Source organism: Flintibacter muris (assembly GCF_943192995.1).
Taxonomy (GTDB): Bacteria; Bacillota; Clostridia; order Oscillospirales; family Oscillospiraceae; genus Lawsonibacter; species Lawsonibacter muris.
Window position 1 is genome coordinate 120,984 of record NZ_CALPCP010000003.1, and the last position, 23,740, is coordinate 144,723.

At 48.6% G+C, this 23,740-nt stretch carries 22 protein-coding genes and 4 pseudogenes; 10 read left to right on the top strand and 16 right to left on the bottom strand.

Going from position 1 to position 23,740, the window contains the following annotated elements:
- Window positions 1–342 carry a helix-turn-helix domain-containing protein gene (locus NFS22_RS04315; protein ID WP_251316514.1) on the bottom strand — a complete coding sequence of 114 codons (342 nt, stop codon included), beginning with the start codon at window positions 340–342 and terminating at the stop codon, window positions 1–3.
- A 188-nt stretch (window positions 343–530) separates the two neighbouring features.
- Here NFS22_RS04315 and NFS22_RS04320 point away from each other — a divergent pair, with 188 nt between their 5' ends.
- A complete protein-coding gene (locus NFS22_RS04320; RefSeq protein WP_251316515.1) occupies window positions 531–1,907 on the top strand; it encodes a relaxase/mobilization nuclease domain-containing protein in 1,377 nt (458 codons plus the stop codon).
- A gap of 71 nt (window positions 1,908–1,978) precedes the next feature.
- Here NFS22_RS04320 and NFS22_RS04325 read toward each other — a convergent pair whose 3' ends face one another.
- The 3 genes from NFS22_RS04325 to NFS22_RS04335 all read right to left on the bottom strand — a co-directional run bounded on the left by NFS22_RS04325 (window position 1,979) and on the right by NFS22_RS04335 (window position 3,334).
- A complete protein-coding gene (locus NFS22_RS04325) occupies window positions 1,979–2,326 on the bottom strand; it encodes a helix-turn-helix domain-containing protein (RefSeq protein WP_251316516.1) in 348 nt (115 codons plus the stop codon).
- A 245-nt stretch (window positions 2,327–2,571) separates the two neighbouring features.
- Window positions 2,572–2,877, bottom strand: coding sequence for a helix-turn-helix domain-containing protein (locus NFS22_RS04330; protein ID WP_251316517.1), 306 nt, complete (start codon window positions 2,875–2,877; stop codon window positions 2,572–2,574).
- A 148-nt stretch (window positions 2,878–3,025) separates the two neighbouring features.
- Window positions 3,026–3,334: a helix-turn-helix domain-containing protein gene (locus NFS22_RS04335; protein ID WP_251316518.1), complete on the bottom strand. Its 309-nt coding sequence runs from the start codon at window positions 3,332–3,334 to the stop codon at window positions 3,026–3,028.
- Between the two features lie 197 nt (window positions 3,335–3,531).
- On the opposite strand from NFS22_RS04335, the gene gpr reads away from it, so the two are divergent.
- Window positions 3,532–4,347, top strand: coding sequence for a GPR endopeptidase (gpr, locus tag NFS22_RS04340; protein ID WP_251316519.1), 816 nt, complete (start codon window positions 3,532–3,534; stop codon window positions 4,345–4,347).
- 193 nt (window positions 4,348–4,540) lie between these two features.
- Here the strand turns inward: gpr and NFS22_RS04345 are convergent, their stop codons facing one another.
- The 12 genes and pseudogenes from NFS22_RS04345 to NFS22_RS04395 form a co-directional block, all read right to left on the bottom strand.
- The gene (locus NFS22_RS04345) at window positions 4,541–6,187 is read right to left on the bottom strand and encodes a recombinase family protein (protein WP_420908841.1); all 1,647 of its coding nucleotides are present in this window, start codon (window positions 6,185–6,187) and stop codon (window positions 4,541–4,543) included.
- 838 nt (window positions 6,188–7,025) lie between these two features.
- Window positions 7,026–7,268: a helix-turn-helix domain-containing protein gene (locus NFS22_RS04350; protein WP_251316521.1), complete on the bottom strand. Its 243-nt coding sequence runs from the start codon at window positions 7,266–7,268 to the stop codon at window positions 7,026–7,028.
- A complete protein-coding gene (locus tag NFS22_RS04355; protein ID WP_251316522.1) occupies window positions 7,265–7,693 on the bottom strand; it encodes a sigma-70 family RNA polymerase sigma factor in 429 nt (142 codons plus the stop codon). The genes NFS22_RS04350 and NFS22_RS04355 overlap by 4 nt, the downstream gene beginning before the upstream one ends.
- A gap of 184 nt (window positions 7,694–7,877) precedes the next feature.
- Window positions 7,878–9,005, bottom strand: coding sequence for a serine racemase VanT catalytic subunit (gene vanT / locus NFS22_RS04360; protein WP_251316523.1), 1,128 nt, complete (start codon window positions 9,003–9,005; stop codon window positions 7,878–7,880).
- The gene (locus NFS22_RS04365; protein WP_251316524.1) at window positions 9,002–9,472 is read right to left on the bottom strand and encodes a serine acetyltransferase; all 471 of its coding nucleotides are present in this window, start codon (window positions 9,470–9,472) and stop codon (window positions 9,002–9,004) included. Before NFS22_RS04365 ends, vanT begins: the two co-directional genes overlap by 4 nt.
- Window positions 9,469–9,615: pseudogene (locus NFS22_RS24005) on the bottom strand (D-alanyl-D-alanine carboxypeptidase family protein); the annotation flags it as partial. The gene NFS22_RS04365 and the pseudogene NFS22_RS24005, both read right to left, overlap by 4 nt.
- A pseudogene (locus NFS22_RS04370) lies at window positions 9,589–10,005 on the bottom strand (D-alanyl-D-alanine carboxypeptidase family protein); the annotation flags it as partial. The pseudogenes NFS22_RS24005 and NFS22_RS04370, both read right to left, overlap by 27 nt.
- Complete coding sequence (vanG, locus tag NFS22_RS04375; RefSeq protein ID WP_251316525.1) at window positions 10,002–11,051, bottom strand: D-alanine--D-serine ligase VanG; 1,050 nt, start codon at window positions 11,049–11,051, stop codon at window positions 10,002–10,004. The gene vanG and the pseudogene NFS22_RS04370, both read right to left, overlap by 4 nt.
- 130 nt (window positions 11,052–11,181) lie before the next feature.
- A pseudogene (locus NFS22_RS24010) lies at window positions 11,182–11,856 on the bottom strand (sensor histidine kinase); the annotation flags it as partial.
- 457 nt (window positions 11,857–12,313) lie between these two features.
- A complete protein-coding gene (gene vanR, locus NFS22_RS04385; protein WP_251316527.1) occupies window positions 12,314–13,021 on the bottom strand; it encodes a VanR-ABDEGLN family response regulator transcription factor in 708 nt (235 codons plus the stop codon).
- A 480-nt stretch (window positions 13,022–13,501) separates the two neighbouring features.
- A complete protein-coding gene (locus tag NFS22_RS04390) occupies window positions 13,502–13,810 on the bottom strand; it encodes a MobC family plasmid mobilization relaxosome protein (protein ID WP_251316528.1) in 309 nt (102 codons plus the stop codon).
- A complete protein-coding gene (locus tag NFS22_RS04395) occupies window positions 13,774–14,784 on the bottom strand; it encodes a replication initiator protein A (RefSeq protein ID WP_251316529.1) in 1,011 nt (336 codons plus the stop codon). Before NFS22_RS04395 ends, NFS22_RS04390 begins: the two co-directional genes overlap by 37 nt.
- Before the next feature lie 144 nt (window positions 14,785–14,928).
- On the opposite strand from NFS22_RS04395, the gene NFS22_RS04400 reads away from it, so the two are divergent.
- The 8 genes and pseudogenes from NFS22_RS04400 to NFS22_RS04435 all read left to right on the top strand — a co-directional run bounded on the left by NFS22_RS04400 (window position 14,929) and on the right by NFS22_RS04435 (window position 23,671).
- Window positions 14,929–15,849 carry a hypothetical protein gene (locus tag NFS22_RS04400; protein ID WP_251316530.1) on the top strand — a complete coding sequence of 307 codons (921 nt, stop codon included), beginning with the start codon at window positions 14,929–14,931 and terminating at the stop codon, window positions 15,847–15,849.
- 53 nt (window positions 15,850–15,902) lie between these two features.
- Window positions 15,903–16,781 carry a hypothetical protein gene (locus tag NFS22_RS04405; protein ID WP_251316531.1) on the top strand — a complete coding sequence of 293 codons (879 nt, stop codon included), beginning with the start codon at window positions 15,903–15,905 and terminating at the stop codon, window positions 16,779–16,781.
- Window positions 16,782–16,820: 39 nt separating this feature from the next.
- Window positions 16,821–17,369, top strand: coding sequence for an SLOG family protein (locus NFS22_RS04410; RefSeq protein ID WP_251316532.1), 549 nt, complete (start codon window positions 16,821–16,823; stop codon window positions 17,367–17,369).
- A gap of 24 nt (window positions 17,370–17,393) precedes the next feature.
- Complete coding sequence (locus tag NFS22_RS04415; protein WP_251316533.1) at window positions 17,394–17,807, top strand: hypothetical protein; 414 nt, start codon at window positions 17,394–17,396, stop codon at window positions 17,805–17,807.
- Window positions 17,808–18,004: 197 nt separating this feature from the next.
- On the top strand, window positions 18,005–19,384 hold the full coding sequence (locus NFS22_RS04420) for an NYN domain-containing protein (RefSeq protein ID WP_251316534.1): 1,380 nt from the start codon (window positions 18,005–18,007) through the stop codon (window positions 19,382–19,384).
- 354 nt (window positions 19,385–19,738) lie between these two features.
- Complete coding sequence (locus NFS22_RS04425) at window positions 19,739–20,191, top strand: winged helix-turn-helix domain-containing protein (protein WP_251316535.1); 453 nt, start codon at window positions 19,739–19,741, stop codon at window positions 20,189–20,191.
- A gap of 15 nt (window positions 20,192–20,206) precedes the next feature.
- Window positions 20,207–20,782, top strand: a pseudogene (locus tag NFS22_RS04430) (IS630 family transposase); the annotation flags it as partial.
- 45 nt (window positions 20,783–20,827) lie between these two features.
- On the top strand, window positions 20,828–23,671 hold the full coding sequence (locus tag NFS22_RS04435; RefSeq protein ID WP_251316537.1) for an exodeoxyribonuclease III: 2,844 nt from the start codon (window positions 20,828–20,830) through the stop codon (window positions 23,669–23,671).
- Window positions 23,672–23,740 lie beyond the last annotated feature (69 nt).

The following is a 23,740-nucleotide window of genomic DNA, read 5'->3' on the forward strand; positions in this document are numbered from 1 at the left end:
TTATTTACCTGATGAAGCAAACGCCTCAAACAGTTTGTTGATAATATTACACGCAATTTCAAACTGTTCCGGTGGAAGATTGCTCAGGCGCTCAGATATGCTATGGGCATCATTCCCGGTTCCTTCTTCAAAAAGGATAGAATCGCTGGAAATAGAGAGCGTTTCACAAATACGTATCAATGTCCCGATAGAAATACCAACTACTCCCCGTTCTATATCTGAAACATTTTTTGTTGCAAGGGAGACGAGTTCTGCAAATCTGTCTTGTGTTAGGCCCGCAGATTCTCTTGCAATTCGGATTTGGTTGCCAATTCTCACATTGAGGTCCTTTTTCTCTCGCACATCAGCACCACCTTTCACCATTAGTTTATGTAATGGCGGTGTTGACAACAACATGGCCTGTGCTTTATAATTTATGGTGTTTATAACACGACAGAAGCACAAGGCAATAACAGGTGTGAGCGATAAGGGATTGCGCTTAGGAAGGAGGCCAATTCATAGCAATCTCCAACATATTCCCCCGGAAAATCATGCGAAACCGCACCCGGCAGCAGTCCATGGCGGACCGGCACGACTACGACCAGAAAGCAGAGAAAACCAATGATGGCGAGTTGGTGTCCTTCTATATGTGTTCGCCGGAAACCGCCGCAGAAGAATTTGAGATCAGTAAACAACTCTACCACCAGATCACCGGGCGGAAACAGTCTCCTGAACATGATATTATCATGTACCGTATTATCCAGTCTTTCAAGCCAGGGGAAATCAGCCCGGAGGATGCCAACCGGCTCGGCTATGAGCTGGCGATGAAGTTTACTAGGGGCCAGCACCAATTTGTAGTTTCTACCCATGTGGACAAGGCCCATATCCATACACACATAGAGTTTAACAGCACCAACCTCAATTGCGATGCTAAATTTCAGAATGTCAAGAACTCCGCTTTTATTCTGCGGCGGCTCAATGACGAGCTGTGCAGGGCGCACGGCCTCTCTGTGATCGAGAACCCGAAGCCCAGCGCCAAAAAGCAGAAAGAAATGGCGGCGGAAAAATACGGAACCAGCCATAAGGAGCAGCTGCGTCAGACCATTGACCGGGTACTCCCCGACTGTCAGGGCTACGAGAATTTTCTGGCAAAAATGCGGGCCGAAGGTTATGAAATCAGAGAAGGGAAAAAGCTGTCCTTCCGCGCCCCCGGCTGGGACCGCTTCACACGTTCTGACAAGCTGGGAGCCGACTATACCAAGGAGGCCCTGCGGGAGCGCAGTATCCACCGGGGCGGGCGTTCCTCTGCGGCGAGAAAGGCCGTTCCCCATGCTGGCCGGAAAGTCAATATGCTTATTGATATTCAAGCGAAGATGGCCGCTGGCAAGGGTGCTGGCTATGAACGGTGGGCGAAGATTTTCAATCTGAAGGAGGCGGCAAAAACGCTCAATTTCCTGATTGAGAACGATCTGACTGACTATGACGAATTGACGGCACGGGCGGAGCAGGCCGGTGATCGCTTTGACGAGGTTTCCCGCCATATCAAGCAGTTGGAGTGCCGCATGGCCGAGGTTGCCCAGCTAAAAACCCATATCATCAATTATTCCAAGACGCGGGAGGTCTACGCCGCTTATAAGAAGTCCCGCCACAAGAAGGAATTTCTTGCCGAGCATGGGGCGGAGATCGCCCAGCATGAGGCGGCGAAGAAAGCCTTTGACGCGCTGGACGGGAAGCCCATTCCGAAGGTTGCCCAGCTCTCCAAGCAGTACGCCGCTCTGCTGGCGGAGAAGCAGGAGCAGTACGCAGAATACAAGGCGCTCCGGCAGGATATGATCGCCTATCGGACGGCGAAGCAAAACGTGGATAAAATCCTCGGCTTAGTGCCGGAGGAACAGGACCAGAATAGAGAGCAGAAGCCGGAGCGGTGACTGAGAAAAAACTCCCGTGCCGCCTGGCATGGGAGTTTTTTTGTGTCAGAAATCAATAGCCGCAGCGAGATTCATTCGTCAAGTTCAAAATCTGCCTTATTGAAAAAATCCACGTTGTTCCTCACAAACTGCAAAAACAATTTCTTCCGTTTAGGGTTCATATTCTCAATCAAACAATTCAGTTCCTCGCAGAGAGACGCATCGACAACGGATAGATCATCACTCAGTAAAGAGTCAACGCTGACTTCCAAAGCATTTGCAATCGCCACAACTGTTTGCAAACTTGGTATATCGGTCGCTCTCTCAATTTTGCCGATGAAGTCCTCCGATACACCTGCTTTGTCAGCTAAAATTGCGATTTTCCATCCTCGTTCAGTACGCTTTTTTCGTATGGCCGCACCAAGCAATGTATAATCCAAGTATTTACCCTCCCCTCACAAGGTTGGCAAATTTAATATACAAGGCTTTCTCACATTTTCAAAATAGTAATAAACAGCAAACTTGACCAAAACTATTTTTTGGTGTATATTTTAGTGGTATACAGTGAATCAGCGCGGTGACGGTAAAAACCTCCCGTGCCGTCTAGCATGGGAGGTTCTTATATTCAGAAGTACATAGTTTCAACCAAAAATAGCTATGCGCCACTTACGTGGACGCATAGCCATCAAATATTCTTGAACAACTGCATGAAAAGTGCCTGTTGTGTTTCCGTCAACGCAGCCCAACAGTCAAGAAGTTCTTTCTGGCTTTCTGTCAGAGATACCGCATCATCATCGTTGGCAAGGAATTGAGATAGGGTAATTCCAAAGCCCAAACAGACTTTTTCCAATGTTTGTATTGTTGGAACCTGATTCTTTCTATACCAGGTAGAGATTGTTGATTGCGATATACCAGAATGTTGAGCCAACTGGTACTCTGACCAGTTCCGGTTTAAGCGCAGCCTTGTGATTTCAGCAAGAATATCTTTCAAGTTATCACCTCAATTACTTCGGTATACCGTTTATTATACTTTGGGAAAGCCTTGCATTCGAGTTGGCTATGAAGTATAATAAATACGGCATGACGTAGTATCTAAAACTTGAAAATATTAAACCGCTTTAAGAACAAAAATAAAATTCTCACTGCTGATCTTGCAAAAATAAATCTTTTAGCCGATTTACAACGTCCAAAATCGCCTGTTGCTGCTCTTTCCTCAAACCATCTAAATAAAAACAAGAGCGATTGTCAAGCCCCATCATATAGTCCAAAGACGCATTATACAATATCGCCATTCTTGTAAATTGTTCAAGGCTTGGGGTAATAGTGTTACTTTCGTATCCGCTTATTGTGGAGGGAACTACGTTCAGCCGAGTGGCAACATCTTTTTGTGATAGTTTTTTGGCTTCTCGAAGTTCTTTTAGTCTCAACCCAAAATCGTAAACCTCCACTATATCACCCCCTCTTATGGGGAATATTTTATACTACGGATAATCAGTTTCAATGAATAAAGCGATATATTTCTTTATTAAAACTGATTCTTTCTGTTTGTTTGGCAAATGACCATCAATAATCAGTATAGAGCATAACCCATTTGTTGTTATCAATGCACCCCATTTTTAACCACAGAATAGAGGGAGGGATAAAATTGCCACACATTGAAGGTATAGAGACTTCCGAGGAAGAACTACATAGCTGTCATGTAAGCACCGTTCACGTTCAGTCGGAACAGGCGGCGGAAACGCTTCAGAAGCCAATCGGGAGTTACATTACCATTGAGACGGGTAAACCTCTGAGCAGGCATGACCACATCATGAGCGTAGGGGAATGTCTGGCCGAAGTGCTGGACCGGGTGCTGCGACCTCATTATCACGGGAAACTGTGCGTCTGCGGAATTGGAAACAGGGACCGCTCTGCCGATGCTCTGGGGCCAGAGGTAACACGTAATCTGCCGTTGAAGGTACTTTCAGAAATTGGGCTGGAAGAAAATTTTCGAGAGATCGTTTCTCTGGAACCGGGTACAGTGGGGACCAACAACATAAACACCGAAGTGCTTGTAAATGGCGTGGTAAAAGCGGTAGGGGTTGATTGTCTGCTGCTTATAGATTCTCTGACCGCCAAGGAACCGGCGCGGATGTTTCAGACAATACAGCTTTCCACCAACGGGGGCCTCAGCCCCCACCTGACTGGACGAAAAGCGGATTGGTCTGTATTAGGGATTCCAGTGATCTCTCTCGGTGTGCCTATGGCAATCCCCGCTTCCGTCTTTTTGCCAGATCAAGATTTGGACAGCACATTATTTACAAGCACAGGGGTTCAATCCGAGATTGCTGCTGCCGGACGAATTATCGCATATTCAATTCTCCGAGTGTGCTTTCCTTCATACTCCATGGCAGAGTGCTTTATTTGGTCCGGGCTGAACAATGACACCGTTCTTTTTGACCTCGAAGCCTGGAACTCATAAACACGGTCAAGGAACTGCGGCCCACGTCCAGTCAAAGGAGACGGTGCTATGGTCATAGATAAGACAACGGGGAGAGGCTGTGCTTGGAGCATAGTCTCGAAAACGATTATCAGGAAACTGATTGCTGATGGTATGGGCAGTACGCATAAAGAAGTTTTCACTGTTGGGGAGACAACTGTATGATGCGAAAGTGTCATACAGTTGTCTTTTTGCTGTACTGGCTAAATTCCGGGGAAAAATCAATCTCTCCGATAAAATTATAGTGTACGTCAATCCGTTGGACACGGTGGCCGCTGGATTTGTCCGGGGCGTGAACAACCACCTTTTCCACAAACTCACGCAGGAGCGTCGGAGTTAGCTCAGTCGGCTCGGTGTACTTCTTCACGATTTTCATAAAGCTCTGGATATTGACCGTTTGGGCTTCGGCGGTGGCTACAACCTCCCGCAATTCCTCTATGGACTGCTTCAGCTCGGCCTGTTCCTTTTCGTATCCATCGGACAGCTTTGCAAACCGCTCCACGCTCAACGTCCCCGCAACACGATCCTCGTAAAGCCTCTGAATAATCACGTCCAGTTCATTTGCCCGCCGCTCCTGCTTGTCCAGCCTGCGCCTGGCCTGTTCCTGCTCCGCTTGCTGTACGGCGGTTTTGTTCTCAATGACACGCCGTACAAACGCATCCTCGTCATCCTGTGCATAGACAACCACCCTCTGCAAATTTTGAAGCACAAGCTGTTCAAGCACCACGGCCCGGATATAATGGGCGGTACACTGGCGCCTTGTCTGATAATTTGCACAGATATAGTTCTCCTGCTCTTTCGAGTATGAGGAAGTTCTGTGATGGTACAGCTTCGCCCCGCAGTCCGCGCAGTAGGCCAGCCCAGAAAACATACCCATTTCTCCCAGCTTTGTCGGGCGGCGGCGCTGCTCCCGATTCTTCTGTACGAGTTCCCACGTCTCCTTATCAATGATGGCTTCGTGGGTGTTCTCAAATACCGCCCGTTTGTCCGGAGGATTGAAAATCGTTTTTTTGCTCTTATAGGAGAGCTTGGTAGTTTTGAAATTCGTTGTCCGGCCTAAATAGGCGTCCTGTCCTAAAATACTCAGGACAGTGGCGGGGTTCCAGCGGCAGGGGGCGTCTGGGTAATAGCGGCTTGTCTGGCCTGTGCGCCGAAAGGCGATTGTCCCCGGCGTTGGGATTTCCCGCTCTTTCAGCATCCGGGCGATTTTGCCGGGGCCGTTGCCCTCCGCGCATAGCTGGAAAATCAACTCCACCACAGGGGCGGTTTCCTCGTCCACCACCAGATGCCCGTCCTCGCCTTTTATGTAGCCATACGGGGCATTTGACGCCAGCCGTTGGCCGGACAGCCCTTTATTGCGGAAAACCGCCCGTATCTTTTTCGAGGTGTCCTTGGCATACCACTCATTTATGATATTTCGGAATGGGGTGAAGTCATTTCCCCGTTGGTCATCGCTGTCTACGCCGTCATTGATGGCGATAAAGCGGACTCCCATCTCAGGGAAGCGGATTTCCGTATATAGCCCTACTTCCAGATAATTCCTGCCAAACCGAGACATATCTTTGACTACCACCATGCCAACAAGCCCCGCCTCAATGTCGGCCATCATTTCCATAAAGCCGGGACGTTTGAAATTTGTACCGCTCCATCCGTCGTCTTTGTAAACCTTATAGCTGGAAATTTCACGGTCTTGACAATACCTGGTGAGGATTTCGATTTGATGGGATATGCTGTTACTGTCCCCCTCGTTCTCATCGTCGCGGGAGAGCCGGACATAGAGGGCCGCCCATTTTTCGCCTTGGTTGTTGTACTGCCTGTTCATCATAGCCTCCTATCCGGCAGTCACCGTTTCTTTCCTTGTGACACTTATATTATATCAAATGTCAAGCAAAAGCGCAAATTTCGTTAATTTTTCTGCTGATTTTAAGACGGTGACGCTCCCAAAACTGAATATCCGCAATAAAAAATGCGTCTCACCGTGAGACGCATTAACGACAAATTTCGCATTGATTGGCGGTTCTGTATTCCATATGTTCACGATAGAAAGCAAAGGCGGATTCAGACGGCGGCTGGCAGGGCCGCTCCATAGGATTTTTTGTGCCTCCCCCCATTCCCGTGGCGGGGCGCCCTACGCTGTGACGCATAGCCGACGCAAGTATCATCATACCCATATGCAGTTCGTGGCCCGCTGCTGTGCCATAGCAGCTTTGCGGCGCTGGCCCTGTTCGCTCCGTCCTCCCGGTGTCCGGCCTCCTTTCACGGGGGATTCTCCCTGCGTGCCCGCCGTCCGGCTCCGTGCATACAGAATGTATCTGATCGCCTTATTCAGTTTTTGCAACAGGGCCGGGTATCAGCCCCCTCTACCTCTTAATATCCGCGAAAATCGGATTTTGCTCATAATTCGCGGAAAACGCCAAAACTTCCGAAAAAATTTGATAAAGCGACAACCTTTTTATTTCCTGTTGCCTCTCTATACCCTAACTTCCGAAAAATCAAAATAAAATGCAATTATCGTAGAAACGTCCAAAACTTCTAAAAAGGTTATCGAAAACGACAGCTTTTTTAATGCGTCTCACCGTGAGACGCATTTCCGCCATATCAGAACAAAAATAAAAAGGGCCGTCAAAACCCTGACGGCCCTCTGGCACAACAAATAAAAATTACGGCATGAAGCTGTCGGGCGGCTCCTGGAATTGGAAACGGTCAATAGCCCGGAACAGGGCGATCTGCGCTTGATAATAGAGGTCGTCATCCACGATGGAGCGTGTATTTCCGTATTCATCAGTGCAGTCAATCAAACACTGGCTGGCGATGAAGCCCTCAAAGTGACGGAACACCACGTCAACGGCCTCCGGGTCAAAGGTTTTCGCTGCAGCAATAATAGAGAATGGCACCCGCCTCATGGAATGGCCTCCAAATAATCCCGCAGCTTCCGCAGAGCGGACTTGCGCCTGCGCCGTACTGTATCGGGGCTGGTTTTCAGTCTGCGGGCAATCTCATCGGTCTTTACCTGTTGGAAAAAGCACAGCAGAACAATCGCCCTGTCCTTCGGCAGAAGCCAGGAGAGGGCTTGCCCCAGCACCTCTCCATAAACCGGGATTTTCATATCCTGCACGTAAAAGATACGGCAATTTGTTTCCGCCCGGTTTATCTCCCCGTCCTCCGGGGAAGGCACATAGAGCGCGGCGTCTGTCAAAGCGGAAAAGGACAGCTCCAGTTTTCCCCTTACGTTTTTCCTACCCCGTTCTTTCTTAATAGCGTTTCCCACAGCTTTCTTGCAGTAGGCTTCAAAGGTCATTTCGTTGAACGCCTCGTACCGTGTTGTCATCGCTGTTTCTCTTGGTCTTTCTGTGAGGGGTTTGTTATTGCTCACTGTGCATTGAAAGCAGAGAGCTTCCCCAAAAAATAATTAAAATCGGATATTCCTGTTAATGCGTCTCACCGTGAGACGCATTTCTAATGAAATTTAAGATAAATTTACGAACAGCAGATGATGTTCCTACTGTTCTATTTCATACCGCCTCTCTTTCCAGCCGTCCACCCAACCGGCTCAATATTTCATTTGAAATCGTCCCCGCTTGTTCCGCAACATCGCAGGCCATAATCTCTTGCTCCCCGGATGCTCCAATAAACACAGCAGTATCTCCAGAAACAACGGATGGAATATCCGTCACATCCAGCAAGGTTTGATCCATACAAATACGTCCCACAATCGGCGCTACACACCCTTGGACTAATGCGGCTCCGACGCCATTGGATAAGCTGCGGGGTATTCCGTCTCCGTACCCAATGGCGGCGACCGCTATTTTTGTATTTCGCTTTGCTTGGAATTGATGTCCGTACCCAGCACCTTCTCCCTCTGCAATCTCTCTTATCAAGGTTATTCGGGCTTTCAGCGAGAGGACTGGCTTCAACACAACACCAGCTTTCTTCCATTCATCGTTTGTACTCAACTGCCCATAGAGTGCAATCCCGGCTCGTGCGTAGTCACCACCGATTTCAGAACAATGGAGCAGGCCGCTGCTGGCAAGGATGTGAGCCTTGGGGATTTGACAGCCGATGTGTTTTAGATGGCCTATCACCTGATAAAAGGCTTTGCCTTGCGTCAGGGCGGCTTCTCTGTTTGACGGCAGGGTAAGATCATCTTCATATAAATGCGTGTACGCCCCTGTTACACAGAGAAATTGGCAGGTGAATATCCGCTTAATTTTATCCAGATTTTCGCAGCTTTCCCCCAGCCGGTGCATCCCGGTGTCCAATTTAATATGGACATTGATGATCTGGCCGCAGGCGTTCAACTCTAACGCATAGCAGTGGTCTAAAATAGTCTGTGTCAGATGATATTGAACAAGGAGTGGGACATATTGGGGATGCGTATATCCGAGTATCAGGATTTCCCCCGCAACTCCGCCTTGCCGCAGCTCTATCCCCTCAAAAACAGTGGCAACGCAAAATGCGTTTATACCCAGGGTATTGAGTTCTCTGGCAATCAAAACAGCGCCATGTCCGTAGGCATTTGCTTTGACCGCAGGCATCAACGCACAGTTAAGAGGCAGCAGAGCTTGAAGCAGTTCCACGTTATGCCGCAGAGCGGCCCGGCTCAATTCAATCCAGGCGCGGCCCTGATAAAACTCCGTCATGCTCCGGTCCTCCTGACAATAATTATTGAAGGTTGAGACACAACGGTTGAATGGCTCGGCACATCCGTACAGACTACCGCCCCAGCTCCAATTTTTACAAAATCGCCTATTGTAATACCGCCAACAACAACCGCGCCAGCTCCAATCAAACAGTGATCTCCAATCTGAGGGGCTTTCCTATCAACCGAGCCAATGGTGACATTCTGATAAATCCAGCAATCAGCCCCGATATGGGCATAACGGGAAATATAGATGCCGTGAAGTCCGTGAGGCAGGACGGGCCTGCTGTCAAACTTGGCCCCGTTCCCAATGTAGCCGCCATGCCGGTGGGCCATTCGGTTTAGGAAGAAGGTCAACATATCCCGAACAATGCGTACCGAACACTGTTTTCTCCACCAAAAAAATTTCCAGTACAGTCCCAGGTTCTCGCCTCTCGACCAATGGATCAACGCTGCCTGTATCTTCATGCCAGATATTCCTCCAATGTCAGCCCCTTAAAGGCCATGATTTCCGAGTGGGGCGTATTAACATAGCGGAAGTGCCACGGTTCATGGGCGATGCCGGTGATATGTTCCTTATCCGCTGGGTAGCGTTCAATAAAGCCATAGGCGGGGGCCAGTTCCCGGAACCTTTGGCAGATGCCCTCATAGGGGAACGCCGGACGGATAAAGTCTATCTCCGGCTGACGCAGGCCCAGGTCAATGGCTAACCCGGTTTGGTGTTCGCTGTGTCCGGGCATAGCTACAAACTTCGCCGTAAACTCCGGGCCATTCTCCTGGAGCGATTCTTCATAAATCGTCAACTGTTCTTCCAGAGAACGCCATCCGCTCACAGGGACAATAAACCGCCATCCGTCCAATTGCTCCATGATAAGAGAGAGGGCGTGAGCTGCTTCCCGTTCCAGCAGGATATGGGGATAGTCCTTATGAACAGGGATCAGGTCTTGTTCTGTGTCTTGCGAATATGCGTGTCTGCTATTGACCAAAATCAGGCTGTTCATTTGCTCACCGCCAATTCGATCACATTGGAAATGACCTGCTCAAAGGACATTCCAACCGCTTTCATCATGCTGGGATAGCGGCTGTGGGCGGTAAAACCAGGGATGGTGTTGACCTCGTTAAAGACTACTCTGCCGTTTTCATCCAAAAACATATCCACCCGCGCAAAGCCCTGGCAGCCAAGGGCCTTATAGATGCGCTGGGCAGTTTCTTTCATTTCCGCCGCTTTTATTGGAGAAATGCGGGCGGGGACATGGATAACGGAGGTTTTCAACGTGTACTTCTCTGTGAAGTTAAAAAAGCCGTCCGCCAGTTCGATCTCGTCCAGTTCCCCAACCGTCAGGGTATCATTTCCCAAAACCGCACACCCAACCTCAAAGCCGGGAATCGCTTCTTCCAAAATGATGTGACTGTCATATTCGAAGGCCAGTTTTATGGCAGTGGGTAACTCGTCCCGCCCTGTGACCTTTGTAATTCCGTAAGAGGAACCGGCCCGGAGAGGCTTCACAAACAAAGGATAGCCCAGCTTTTTAGCACAAGCGAAAGCGTCCTCCGTGCTGTTTTCCTTTGTCAGCACGGTAGAGGAAGGTATTGTGACACCAGCAGCCTGGGCCAGCTTGTGGGCGCGGTCTTTGTCCATACACAGTGCCGAGGCCAGCACACCACACCCTACCAGCGGAATACCCGCCAATTCAAAAAGCCCCTGCACTGTCCCGTCCTCGCCGTTGCGTCCATGCAGAACAGGGAAAGCGGCATCCAGAGAAATCTTCTCTATGCCTCCGCTTGTCTGAACCAAAAGCGCATGGGCATCCTGGTCAGGGGATACCAGGGCCGGGGCGCAATCGTCAGGATTATTCCAAGTATCCGACTTAATTTTTTCCACCGCGCCGGCGAAATGGAGCCAATTCCCTTTGGGGGAAATACCTACCAGCACAGGGGAATACCGTGTCTGATCCATATGCGTGATAACTGCATGGGCTGACTCCAGCGAAACATTGTATTCCGGGGAACAGCCGCCAAATATGACCGCGATTTTGAGCTTTTTCATGTCACACCTTCTCTGAATGTAAAAATCCGATTGCCCTCGGTATGAAAATCATAGCAAGGGCAATCGGATAATGCTTTAATATTCTGTTGTTGATTTCCTAAGAAAATCCTAACAGGAGATTGATGTTTTCCTAATTTGAGAGCGGCAATGATACTGTAAATACTGTTGCATTTTCATGGCTTTCGGCTGTGATTGTTCCGTGATGGAGGGTGACGATTTCCTTTGCAATCGCAAGCCCAAGTCCGGCCCCGCCCGCGTTGGAGCTGCGAGCCTCGTCCATTCGATAGAAACGCTCAAATATCATGGACAGCTTTTCCTCCGGGATTGTCGGCCCCTGGTTCTCAAAGGAGATCACCATTTGCTTGTCCTTCTTTTCGGCGGAGATAATGATTTCAGAATTTGGAAAGCTATATGCCGCCGCATTTTTCAAAATGTTATTGAATACACGGGCCAGCTTCATCGGATCACCGCAGACGCTTAAATCTTCATTGGCATGGAGAACGGCGGTATTTCCTTTTGCGGACAGGATGGGATAAAACTCGTCCACCATCTGTACCAGCATATAGTAAAGGTCAATCTGCTCTTGCTCCAGCGTGATTTGCTGCAAATTATACCGGGTGATTTCAAAAAACTCGTTTACCAGCCGTTCCAGGCGATTTGCCTTGTCCAGCGCGATATGGGTATATTTTTCTTTCTGCTCTGGCGGCATATCAGGCGCTTCGTCCAGCAGGCTTAAATAGCCAATGACGGAGGTTAAGGGTGTTTTCAAGTCGTGGGCCAGATAAGTCACCAGGTCATTCTTTTGCGCGGCTTCATTCCGAAGTGCTTGTTCGCTGCGGAGCATGGCTGTTCTGATTTCTGCCATCTGTACGGCGATTTCCGCATACTCCTGCGGGAACACATCAGAGCCTTCGTCCGCCCGTCCTATATAGTCCCGGAGCATTTGGCTGATACCGGTTATAGATTTCCGTTTTTCCGCTTTTGCGTGAAAATGTGAAACGATAAATCCAATGATAATTCCTCCCACAATAGTTCCAATAAAAGTCCCAAGCACCAGACGCTTTACCTTCCACCACATCGGTTCATGGATAATCGCCTCTTGTCCGGCCTCTGGAAGATAAGCATTTCGCGTCTGCATGAAGTTCCACTCAAACCAATCCACAAAGCTGCCATTCCATACGATGTCAACAAGGAAATAGAATCCCACGCAAAGTAAGATACTAATTGAGATCACAAGAATCAGATATGGAATTTTTCTTGATTTACGTTTCAATTTTATACCCCACTCCCCATATCGTTGTAATATATTTTGGGCTGTCTATGGTATCACCCAGCTTCTCCCGCAAATGCCGGATATGGACGGTGATTGTATTGTTGCTTTTGCTGTAATACTCGTCCTTCCAAATTTCGTGAAATAGCTCCTCGGAGCTGACAACCTTTCCCTTGCGTTCCAATAAAATGCGTAAAATAGAAAATTCAGTTGGTGTTAGGGGAAGCGGCTTCCCATTCAAAAAGCAAGCATGAGTACCCGTATTCATTTCCAGGCCAGAGTGCAGGAGCAGATCGGATGCTTGTTCCTGACTGGAAGCCTGGGCGGGGTTATATCGTTTATACCGCCGGAGCTGGGCCTTTACTCTCGCTACCAATTCCAAAGGACGAAAAGGCTTTGTGACATAATCATCCGCTCCCAGGGTCAGGCCAGTGATTTTGTCAGTTTCCGCGTCCTTGGCTGTCAACATGATGATGGGATAAGTATGCCGCTCCCTGATCTTCTGGCAGAGGGCAAAGCCGTTCACCTCCGGCAGCATAATATCCAGAATGGCTAAATCAAGCTCCGTGGATTCTATACACGCAAGGGCTTCTTTCGCTGAGTAAAATTTGAACACTTCATAATTTTCGTTTTGAAGATACAATTCCACCAAGTCAGAGATTTCCCGCTCATCATCAACCACTAAAATTTTGTCAGGCATTTGTCAAACCTCTTTTCTACAAATAGGAATTAAAGGTATTGAGCCAAGGATTCCTTGCTCTTAGGACTTATAGACTATTGTCAATACTGCTTATATTATAGCTCACAGTTCCTTGCCATACAAGTAAGTATATCTATTTGAGTACATGCGATAAATCTGCAAGTTAGCAAATGCGTCTCACGGTGAGACGCATTTCTCAGTTCGCAGAGAGATGCCCGCATCCACCCCTCCCGTCTGTAATGACCCCCGCACTTTTCGGGAAACGTGCCCGCCTCCCACAATGGCAAAAACCGGCGCAAGCCGGTTTTGAGGGTATGCCCCCCTTGGAGACGAAAACGCACCGGCGGCCTTTGGCTGTCAAGGCCCGCGCCGGACGCTTGCGGACGGCGCGGCTTGTCTTGGCCTTGACGGACAAAGGGCGGCGGTGTAAAATCCTCCCCATTGAGGGGGCATACCCTGGGTTGTGCCGCTTTATCCCTGTCATAGCGTATCCTTCACCAACCGCCACGCCTGCCGGACTAATGCGGCGGCTTCTACTATCTCCGCTTTTCCGATGCCTTTTGTAGCGTTGGCCCAATACGCAATCTGATTCACATTGTTACCGATAGCAGACAGCTCCCGCAATAGAGCGGCGTAGGTGTCAGGCGGCTTCGGCTGAATGTCCACGTCCATAATACTGTGCCGGAGCAGGGTACTTGTATTGAGGCCGGACAGGGCGCATTGTTTCAGCAGATGTCTGTACTCGGTATCACTCAGCCACAGGCCGATAAATTTTTCACGTTTTCGCATGGATGCCTCCTGTTGTAATTCGTTTCACGGTGAGCTGATAAATGCGTCTCACGGTGAGACGCATTTCCTCGGCGGGGGTTCCAAGGGGGGCTTTCCCCCCTGGCAAGCGGTCGTTTGTGTTTAACAAATGACATACTTGCTCGGACAGCACCACCTTTCGGCGGCGCTGTCCGCTGTGGCGGGGCTGGGCAGTTGTTTCCTTTGTGCGTCCATGAAAAATACGTCTCATCGTGAGACGCATTTCCCCAAAATCGTATTGAACTGTGAAAAAGCTGTATAGGACTGTTGTGGTGGGGACGTTGTAAGATGCTGACAGCAGACAGTTCCTGTTGTGAACGCTTGTACCTGTTATTTTCTTTGCGTTCCTCTCTTAACTCGTATCCATCCATCTCCAGTCGTTCCGCGATGGAGGTAGGGGGATAGATTGATTGATTAGTATGGATAAAATCAGTTTGGTTTTTATCAATATAACTTGGGTTTGCATTTGAAACCTCAAGAGGTCGATTTTCCCGACGGCTTGAAGTCGGATTTTCCGACCTCTGGACGTCGGAAAAATCAGCCGATGGAACGGGCGTGGGGGCTTGGCCGAGTGTCTCCGTATTTTCCTGCACAGTAATCCGCTTGACAAAAATCCTGTCCGGCTTGCCCTGGCCCTGTTTGACGCGCTCAATCAGGCCGATTCCTTTGCTGGTGTCCAACTCTGCCAATAACCGCATGGCCTTGTTTCGCCCGCAGCTAATGGCTTCGCAGACTTCTTTTACAGTAAAGTAAATATAAACCCGCCCGATGTTGTCGTGCCAGCCGTTTTTCGCGGACAGGCTCATGCGGTTCAGTAGCATACCATATAGTAGCTTGGCATCAGCGGACAGGGGCTTGAAATGAGGATAGGTGATAAGCTGGCGGGGGATGCGGAAGTGTGTAAACCGCATTTCTTCATCGCCGCAAAAATAGTCTGATAAGGTCACGCTCGGCATAGATTGCCCTCCTTTTTGAAAGTGAAAAACGCACGATTGACTTTGATTGTCAAATCGTGCGTTTTTCTGCTTGTTTCATTTTGTCACAAAGGTTTGCTTTTTCGGTAACTGCCTTATTATATGTTGTTTTTGGTCTTGTCCTTTATGCGTACTGACCTTATCGTAGGTAAAGCAATTTATAGAAAACCTCGCAAAAACCGATATGAAGTGCTGGCGGTGATTGAGTTCGGAGAGAGGTTACACGTATGGCCCAAGAGAGATGGTGAGTTGGTGGAGGAACCGTTATGGACCCCATCTTTTATTGATGCGGAAATATGGGCGCGGGCGGTCAGCAGATTTCGCACCTGTGAGAGCCTTGATCGAAATGTGGAGAATCATCTGCTCCCAGAAATGGAGGAATATCTACAAAGTATCCCTGATGCGGAGCTGGTTTCTATCACAAGGGACTTCCTGTTAGAGTGTGGTGTAATTCACGTACCTATCTCTCAACGGGCAGGAAACACATATTATTTCAACGAAAATGAGGTTTACTCTCTTGACAAAAAATCAGAACTGTTTCCGTATGAGAAGCAAATTAAACACTGTCTTTTCACGGCTGAATACGAAACCTGCTTTAATGTGAATGTCTGGCGGAAAGCCGTTTCTCAGTTTGAAGTTGGAATGACGCTGCAAGAGTGCATTAGTGCTTTTCTGAAAACAGAGTTGGTTCATCGTATTCCGCAAGAGTTGTCCCACGTTGACAGATTGGTACAGAGCATAGCTCCACCTGCATATGAGCGCGTTCCAGGAAACAATAATAAAACTACATTTGACCATATTCGCATGACTGTGGGCCTTCCCCGCTATCAATTCAATTCATGGGAAGCCCTGCTAAATGAAGTTAAAAAGCATCAGAGGGGAATATATCAGAGAGTTGCACAAAGATTAGAAAAGGATCGCCAATTTAAGAAATATGGTATACCGATGAACTTCCTCAAAGTGAGCGATGTTATATTGCGGCGCGACTTTTCAATGGAGTTTATTTTTGAGTTAAAAGTCACCTTGCCGCAGGATATGGAGAAATAAAATGAATTACAAGTCGAAAAATCGAAACAATATTTGAAAGTGAGAGAAACCACATGAAAAGAGACATAAAAAAAGAGAGGATTGTCGAATTAGAAAAAATTCAAAAATCCTCTCAGGGAAAAATTTTCCCTGCTGACCTTCCTTTTGACCTTACCGTTGAATTGGGGGAGATTGTGGCGGCGGAATTGAAAAGCCCCGGCGTATATTACATCGGAGCCAAGAAAGAGGGAGATGTTCCAAGTAGTACGGAATTATACGTTGTGACAGCTGATGCTCCGGCTATTTCTGAGAAGGCACGAGCCTATGGGAAGGAATTACCTGGGCATCCAGGCTTGCGAATTTATGACATTCTCCAACCGGGCAGCGGTCGATTTGTGATAGATTTTGAAATGCGCCGGTATCAGATAAAATGTCACCTGCCGGAAATTGAGGACAAGGATTCTTTATACACCGCCGCGCTCTACGGAGCAGAAGAACACCCGGATTATTTTGGAGCTTTTCCAGTTCCCTCTTTCACTCCGAGAGGTTTTACAGTACGGCACAAGACAATTCTGAACGGTGTGTATTGGCTGGAAACAGATCACTGTGAGGAAATGCTGGCGATATGCTATCCAATCTGGCAGGCAGACATTACACTTTCCGAACAAAACCATGGTGAACAACTGGAATATGACCGGATACATGGGATAGACAATACTCTTGGTTATCTCTTTTTCTCTAAGCGGAACAGCGTCATCCCGTTGTACGAGCTTTCCCTTCTCCATTCAGAAATGAAGGAAAGCGGTGTGATTGATATGGCTGCGCTACTAAACGCAATCTGCGAATCTTACCCGGAGTATACCGCAATTCATAACGAGGAAGTATCAAAATTTGACAATAGAGAGTTCATAAAGGAAACGCCCGGTGCAGGTACAGATTTTATCAAGTTTTGATAGAGGATACAACGTATTAGCTGAAAGTTGGAGGGAATCATGACTACAAATCAAAATACCTGTGCATTTACCGGGCACCGGCCTAAAAGTTTCCCATGGAAATACAACGAAGCCGCCCGCGAGTGCGTATTACTGAAGGAGGCTCTGTCCGCGCAGATCACTGCTTTAGCAGAACGAGGTGTGACAGAGTTCCTATCTGGTATGGCCTTGGGGGTGGACCTTTGGAGCGCACAGATCGTCCTTGGCCTGCAAGAGAAGTATCCTACAATACGGCTCCACTGTATCCTGCCTTGCGAAGGGCAAGAAATTAAATGGGCAGATTCAGCGCAGGAGCAGTATCGTAGCATCCTGAGACGGTCCAGTGATGTGGTCTATGTAAGTCGAAAATACACCCAGAATTGTATGTTGGAACGAAACCGCTACTTGGTAGACCATGCGTCCATTCTGGTGGCCGTTTGCAATGGGACGCAGCGAAGCGGGACCGGAGCTACTGTGCGGTACGCTCAGAAGCAAGGGCGTGAAATTTTTATTATTGACCCCATCTCACGAACAACCACCTATTTTCCAATGAACTCAGTGCGTGGATAAAAGTCAAAGGGGATTGATAGGAGCATGACAAACCGTGAAACAAGGGAACTTGAAGCCTTGCTGTTTCTGTTCCGGCCTTATATAGACAAAGAGGCCCAGCCCGATTATGACGTTGTATACTCACGAAAATTCGGCTACCTGTTCATACAATTTTATCCAGAGGGAAATGGAGAGGATCAAATTACTTTGCTGGAAACCTCCCATGATCTGCTGTTTATGATGTTCTCATGGGTCACGCTGGATGTACTGGCGCTGGACTTGGAGGGCGAGCATTGGGAAGCGAAGATGAGATTGTTCCCATCGGAGGAAAAGGAAATCAGAAAGCGTATTTGCCCTGTTCTGGAAAAGTGCGGAAAGCGGAGCGAAGAATATAAAAAACTACTGAACAGGTTCTTGAGAAACTACCCGGACATTTTTCTGGATGATACTCCATTTTAGCGGTTGGCCACAGCGTAAAGCCAAGCTAAAAACTGCGCTGTCTGTACGACGCAGCTTTTAGCTTGATTTGCTATCTGAGCAGTTGGCGTGGTATACTAACTTCAGGCAATCGTTATTGGGAATGTCCACGAAACCTTAGCCCGCTTTTGAGGATTCCCCAAGAGAGTAGCCAATCTGAAAAGAGGGGATTTTTACATATGATGAATAGTGTGGTGTCAGGCCCAGCAGAGCGAATGGCGTATAAAGACAGTACCTATGTTATTGTCTCAAAAATTGCCTATCTGATCGGGGTCCCAAAACGAATATTTGAGAATCAGCATGAGCCTCCACAACTTGAAACATTTCAGCAGTTGGAGAATGATAAGAACGCCCGGATTATCCGTCATTTGTGCATCATTCGGACAGCGATTGAACGGAACTTCAAATACATCAATGATAAAATGAGAGTGGAATATAAAACCATACTCACCTTGCCGCAGTTTGTTCCCGCCGATTCAATCAACCAGCTATTGGCGGATGGCGTCAACTTCATCAGAAAATCAAATACAATGCTGGTTGGACATATCATTGAAATCAACCGCATTATTTCAGATCGTATCAATAACTGCAAGCAGTTATTTCCCCTCTGGCTTAACTGGAAATACATTCGAGAGCTTTTTATTATGCCGAATGGCTTGTGCGAAAAAGGGACCCAAGCGGCGGCGGCAGTCTATTATGAACATATACGGCTTTACCCCTATCAAATGTATATTCATTGGATGCCCAGCGATCAGGGCAACATCCTGTTCAACGACAAAAGATTTGTTTCCCTGCTCTACCACTGGCATGATGATGAGTTTACCGAGTATAACAAAGTATCAGATGCTGGCAGTTATATAAAAGATAGCATCTATGATTTTATTGATGCAAGCCAAAAAGCGGTGATCGTAGTCGATTGTGAAAATTCAGACCCCTATAAATTAAGTGCGACCCTGCGGCGGCTGAACAGCGCATACACTGAAAAAATCACTTCGATTATCCTCTTTGACGATATTCACACCGCCACAGCTTGGAGCATTCTGGAGAAGTTCACCTCCATCCCGGTGGAGCATATTTTGATTGAGCGGATCAAGCAAAACAAGTCCCTGGTGGACATTCGCCTAACGGCGAGAGCCTGCCAGGAATATTACGAAAACAAAGTGGATTCTTTTGTCATTGTTTCCAGTGATTCAGACTATTGGGGCCTTATCTCGTCTCTGCCCAAGGCCCAATTCTTAGTAATGATTGAACATGATAAGTGTGGGCCTGATATGAAAGCCGCGCTTGTCAATTCGGGAATTTTTTACTGCTACTTAGACGACTTCTATTCCGGCGATTCAGAAGAACTGAAAACGAATGCTCTGTTTCAGGAAATGCGTGATTACATGGAGAAGTCTGTCCAGTTGAATGTTATTGATATGCTCAATGACGCTCTCCGCGCCACTCGGATAGAAATGACTTCGGCAGAACGCCAACAGTTTTACGACAAGTACGTTAAGACACTTCAACTTTCAATCAGCGATGAGGGAAAAGTTTCGCTGGTTATCAAGGTGAAGTAAAGGCCCATCTGCTGTTCCAGTGGACCTTGTTTAATATGCACGGCTGCACACCAAACTCCTGCGCGAATGTGCGGGAGAGAGCGACCGAAGGGAGCGAAAAAGCCACGCCGTAAGGCGTGTTCGACTGTACGCAGAGCGGACGGTCCGGGGCTTGGGGGAACCCCAACAAGCGAGTGAGAATAGCCAAAAGGATATTCTTACTCATTGCTTGCCTTTTCCATCGGAACCTTTAACCCTGCCTGCGTCCTCAGAAACAACGCTTTTATTCTGGGCGGTGTATTTGACCGAATCTACTTATATTACTTCTGAAAAACAATCTAGAAAAAAGATGCAGAAAGTGGTAAAATAGACAGCATGGAACACGTAGATTTACGAAAATTGAATAGCGGAGAACTCACACAGGTACGCCGTCAGGTCGTACGCCTCAAAAAGATGGGGAAACCCGGGAAAGAGATTGAGGAAATAACCGGAGTACGGCAGAATCGCATTAGCGAAATATGGACGGCGTATCAGCGAGAGGGAGACGGTTCCCTGGAACCGAAGAAACGTGGCTTCCAGAAAGGGACACATCTGCGGCTGACACCGGAGGAGCAGGCAGAAATACGAGAAGCGGTCATAACACGCCATCCAGAGGAATTTGGGATCCCCGGCAGTCTGTGGACGCTGAAGAGAGTGTGCGCATACGTCTGGAAAAAGTATCGGAAAAAGATATCAGACGGCAGTGTGTCGGATTATATGCGGCGCTGGGAATTGACCTGCCAGCGCCCGGTGAAACGCGCCCGGAAGCAGGATCCTTCTCGCATCTAAAGGTGGCAGGAGGAGGAATATCCAGCCATTGCCCAGCGAGCCAGGGCGGAAAATGCCGTGATTTACTGGGGAGACGAGACTGGGATCGACAATTGCTCAAACTGTGAGCGCGGGTTTGCACCCAAAGGGCAGCCCCCGGTTCTGCCAGTGGAGACGAAAAGGGAGCGGCTGAATATGCTTTCCGCCCTGAGCAGGCAGGGGAACGTACGCTTTATGCTGTATGAGGATTCCATGAATCAGCAGCGCCTGATCCAATTTATGGACCGGCTGATTCGGACCTCCAACCAAAAGGTCTTCCTGATTTTGGACAATCTAAAGGTACATCATGGGAAAAAGACCGCAGCCTGGCTGGACAGGCGCCAGGATAAAATCGAACTGTTCTTTTTGCCGCCCTATGCCCCGGAGAGCAATCCGGATGAATATCTCAACCACGCGCTCAAGCTCTCGGTCCATTCTGGCAGCTTGCCTCAGACCAAACGCGATATCCGCCATAAAACAGCTTCTTTTATGCGATCCTTACAACATTGCCCTGATAAGGTCTCCGCTTTCTTTCAACATAGCCAGATTTCCTATGTTCTAATTCGGGAGTAATAATTACTCCTTGTAGGAACAATTTCCCGCAGGAGGCATACGAGCATGAAAATCGTATCATGGAACGTCAACGGGCTTGCCCGGTGCAGACGGAACGGATTCTTGAAATTCCTGGCAGACGCAAAGCCCGATGTGCTGTGCTGTCAGGAAATCAAGGGGGAGTGCCCGCTGAATGTTCCCGGCTATCTGCTGTTCTGGAACCCGGCGAAACGCTCCAACTACTCCGGGACGCTGGTACTGTCACGGCGGCAGCCCCTCTCCTGCCAGTACGGTCTTGGCATTGATAAGTTTGATGATGAAGGACGGCTTATCACGATGGAATACAAGGACTATTTCATCGTCAATGTTTATGCTCCGAACCTCAACACACATTCGTCCCCCGAACGACTGGACTTCCGCATGGAATGGGACAAGGTCCTGCGGGAGTTTGTTACGAAACTGCCAAAGCCTGTTATCATGTGCGGGGACTTCAACGTGACACGGGAGTACATCGACATTTACCCGGAGAACCAGAAGAACACGCCGGAGGAACCGCTGTTTCAATCGGAGGAACGAGCGAGTTTTGAAACGCTTCTCTCTGCTGGCTACATTGACGTATTCCGGGCCTTTTACCCGCAGAAGGAAGGGGCCTATACCTGGTGGGGGCCACGGCCTAAAAGCCGTCAGGAGAACAAAGGCTCACGGTTGGATTATTTCCTCGTTTCTGGGGAACTGCTGGCCTACGTTCAGAGCATTAAGCACCATACGACTACTCTGTGTTCCGACCACTGTCCCATTTCCATCATCCTGGGGGCAATCACCTTTCAGCAGGAAACCACGGATGAAGATATGGCTGTCAGGTGGCGCACGATAGACTGGCCGAAAATGGAAAATGAGCTTTTCCGCAAGCAGAACAAATTGGCTTTTGCCGCTTATAACCGGGATTGGGAAAACGTCAAAATCATGCAGGATAAGCTGGTGGCTTCGTATGCCGCCAGGGTACTTGCCGTCCGCTTCGTTGCCGACACAAATTCAGCAGCGGGTATTGACGGCGTAAAGCTGACCAGTGACGCACAAAAAATGAAAATGGCCTTATCCCTGACCCGCAGAGGATACCAGCCATTACCGAACCGATATGAGAAGGTCACGGAGCGGGGGAAGGAATTGACGTTGCATATCCCCGCCGCCAGGGATAAGGCTATGCTGGTACTGTATTCTTTCTCTCTTGACCCGGTAGCTGAATCCACAGCGGATAAAAAATCCTTTTTCGCCCGTAAAGGCCGCTCGGCTCATGACGCTTACGCTTACATACTCCGGGAGTTGAATCAGGAGAATCCGCCCAAGTTGATCGTCAGGGCCGATGTTGCCGCTTTCTTCGATAACGCTATGCACAACTGGCTCATTGAAAATATTCCAATGGACAAGACGGTGTTGCGGAAATTTCTCCGGGCAGGTGTTGTCAAGGACGGTGAATTGTTTGAAACGAACAAGGGAATTTCCTTTGCGTCCAGCTTGTCCCCTATCCTCGGCAATATGCTGTTGGACGGCCTGCAATCCCATATCTATGACAGTCTTTACCCGATGGGCGGTGTTGATTATTCTAATGGCTGCATGGTCAGGTTTGCCGATGATATAGTGGTTACGGCGAGGTCAGTAGAGAGCGCAGAGCGGATTATGCAGAGTGTCAGCGACTTCTTAGCCAGCCGGGGCCTAGGATTCAATCAGGAGAAAACCTATATCGCCCATATTAGCGAGGGCTTCACGTTTTTGTCATGGCACTTCCAAGAGAAGAAGGGCATTTTGACAGTCGAGCCGACTGACGGCTCCATTAAGAAGATTGAGCGCGAGTTGGAAAATCTGATTTTGAATTTCAAGGGAACACAAAGGGCGCTGATTGAGAAAATTAACGACAAGCTGAGCGGATGGGCGGCGTACCACCGCAGTACGGACGCCTATATGATTTTCCGTCACATTGACGCTGTGGTTGAGGGCCTGCTTGTCGTGAAGATGTGCCAGAAGTATTCACACTGGCACAGGGAAACCGTACTGCGGAAGTTCTGGATTTATGTGGGCGGGTATCACGTTTTTGCCCTGCCCGATGACCCGACTTGCCGGGTGGTTCGGCTGGCTCCTCTCGCCATCGTTCAGCACAAGCCCTGCAAGGTCAGTTTCAATCCGTATCTGGACAAGGATTATTTCTCTCAGCTTCAGCATCGCCGTGACGAGCAGAAAGCCAACGGCAAGTATAAAGCGGTATGGCAGCGGCAAGGGGGCCGCTGTGCGTTTTGCGGAAATCCTATGCTGGCCGACCAGGAGGTTGAGGTAATCGAGAAGGTGATCGGCAAAGGACGGCGGGTACAAAATCTGATTTACATTCACCGCCAGTGCGCCTACGATATGTTCTCGGATTCGGATGATGCTTTTGGGGAGCATATCGACCTCTTTGAACTGCTGGGAGATTTCGTTGACACCGCCCCTTTGAGGGAGTCTCCCTACCTCGAATTGCGGGAATACTTCCGACTGTCTGACAAATCCCCTCTCACTCTGACCTTTCGCCAGATTGAGCAAATCCTAGGAGACAGCTTACCAGCAGAAGCGTACTTCTACGATGCTTTCTGGTATGAGAATATGCCGGGAATGACCTCGCCCATGTGGCGAGAGGAAGGATACCCTTTCCATGCGATTATCCCGGACGAGATTGACTACTACATTTCCGATTCCTGGACAAGTCAGGGATATGAGATAAAGGCCCTCCACCGCCATGACGAGCGTGTGGTGTTCCGCCGGGTGGTCACAGGTGTGTCCGGCGTAAGAATCCCCAAAGCCCTGACCACCCGGAAATTGCCTGACGCGCTCGTCTACAAATTGGAAAAGCTGCTAAAACAGTTTGTTCGGGAGCATGGGTTGTAGCGTTCTTTTGCATAATTTATAGAACCTAGACAATACCCGATTGATGTGGTATGATAATTCCATGTTGAG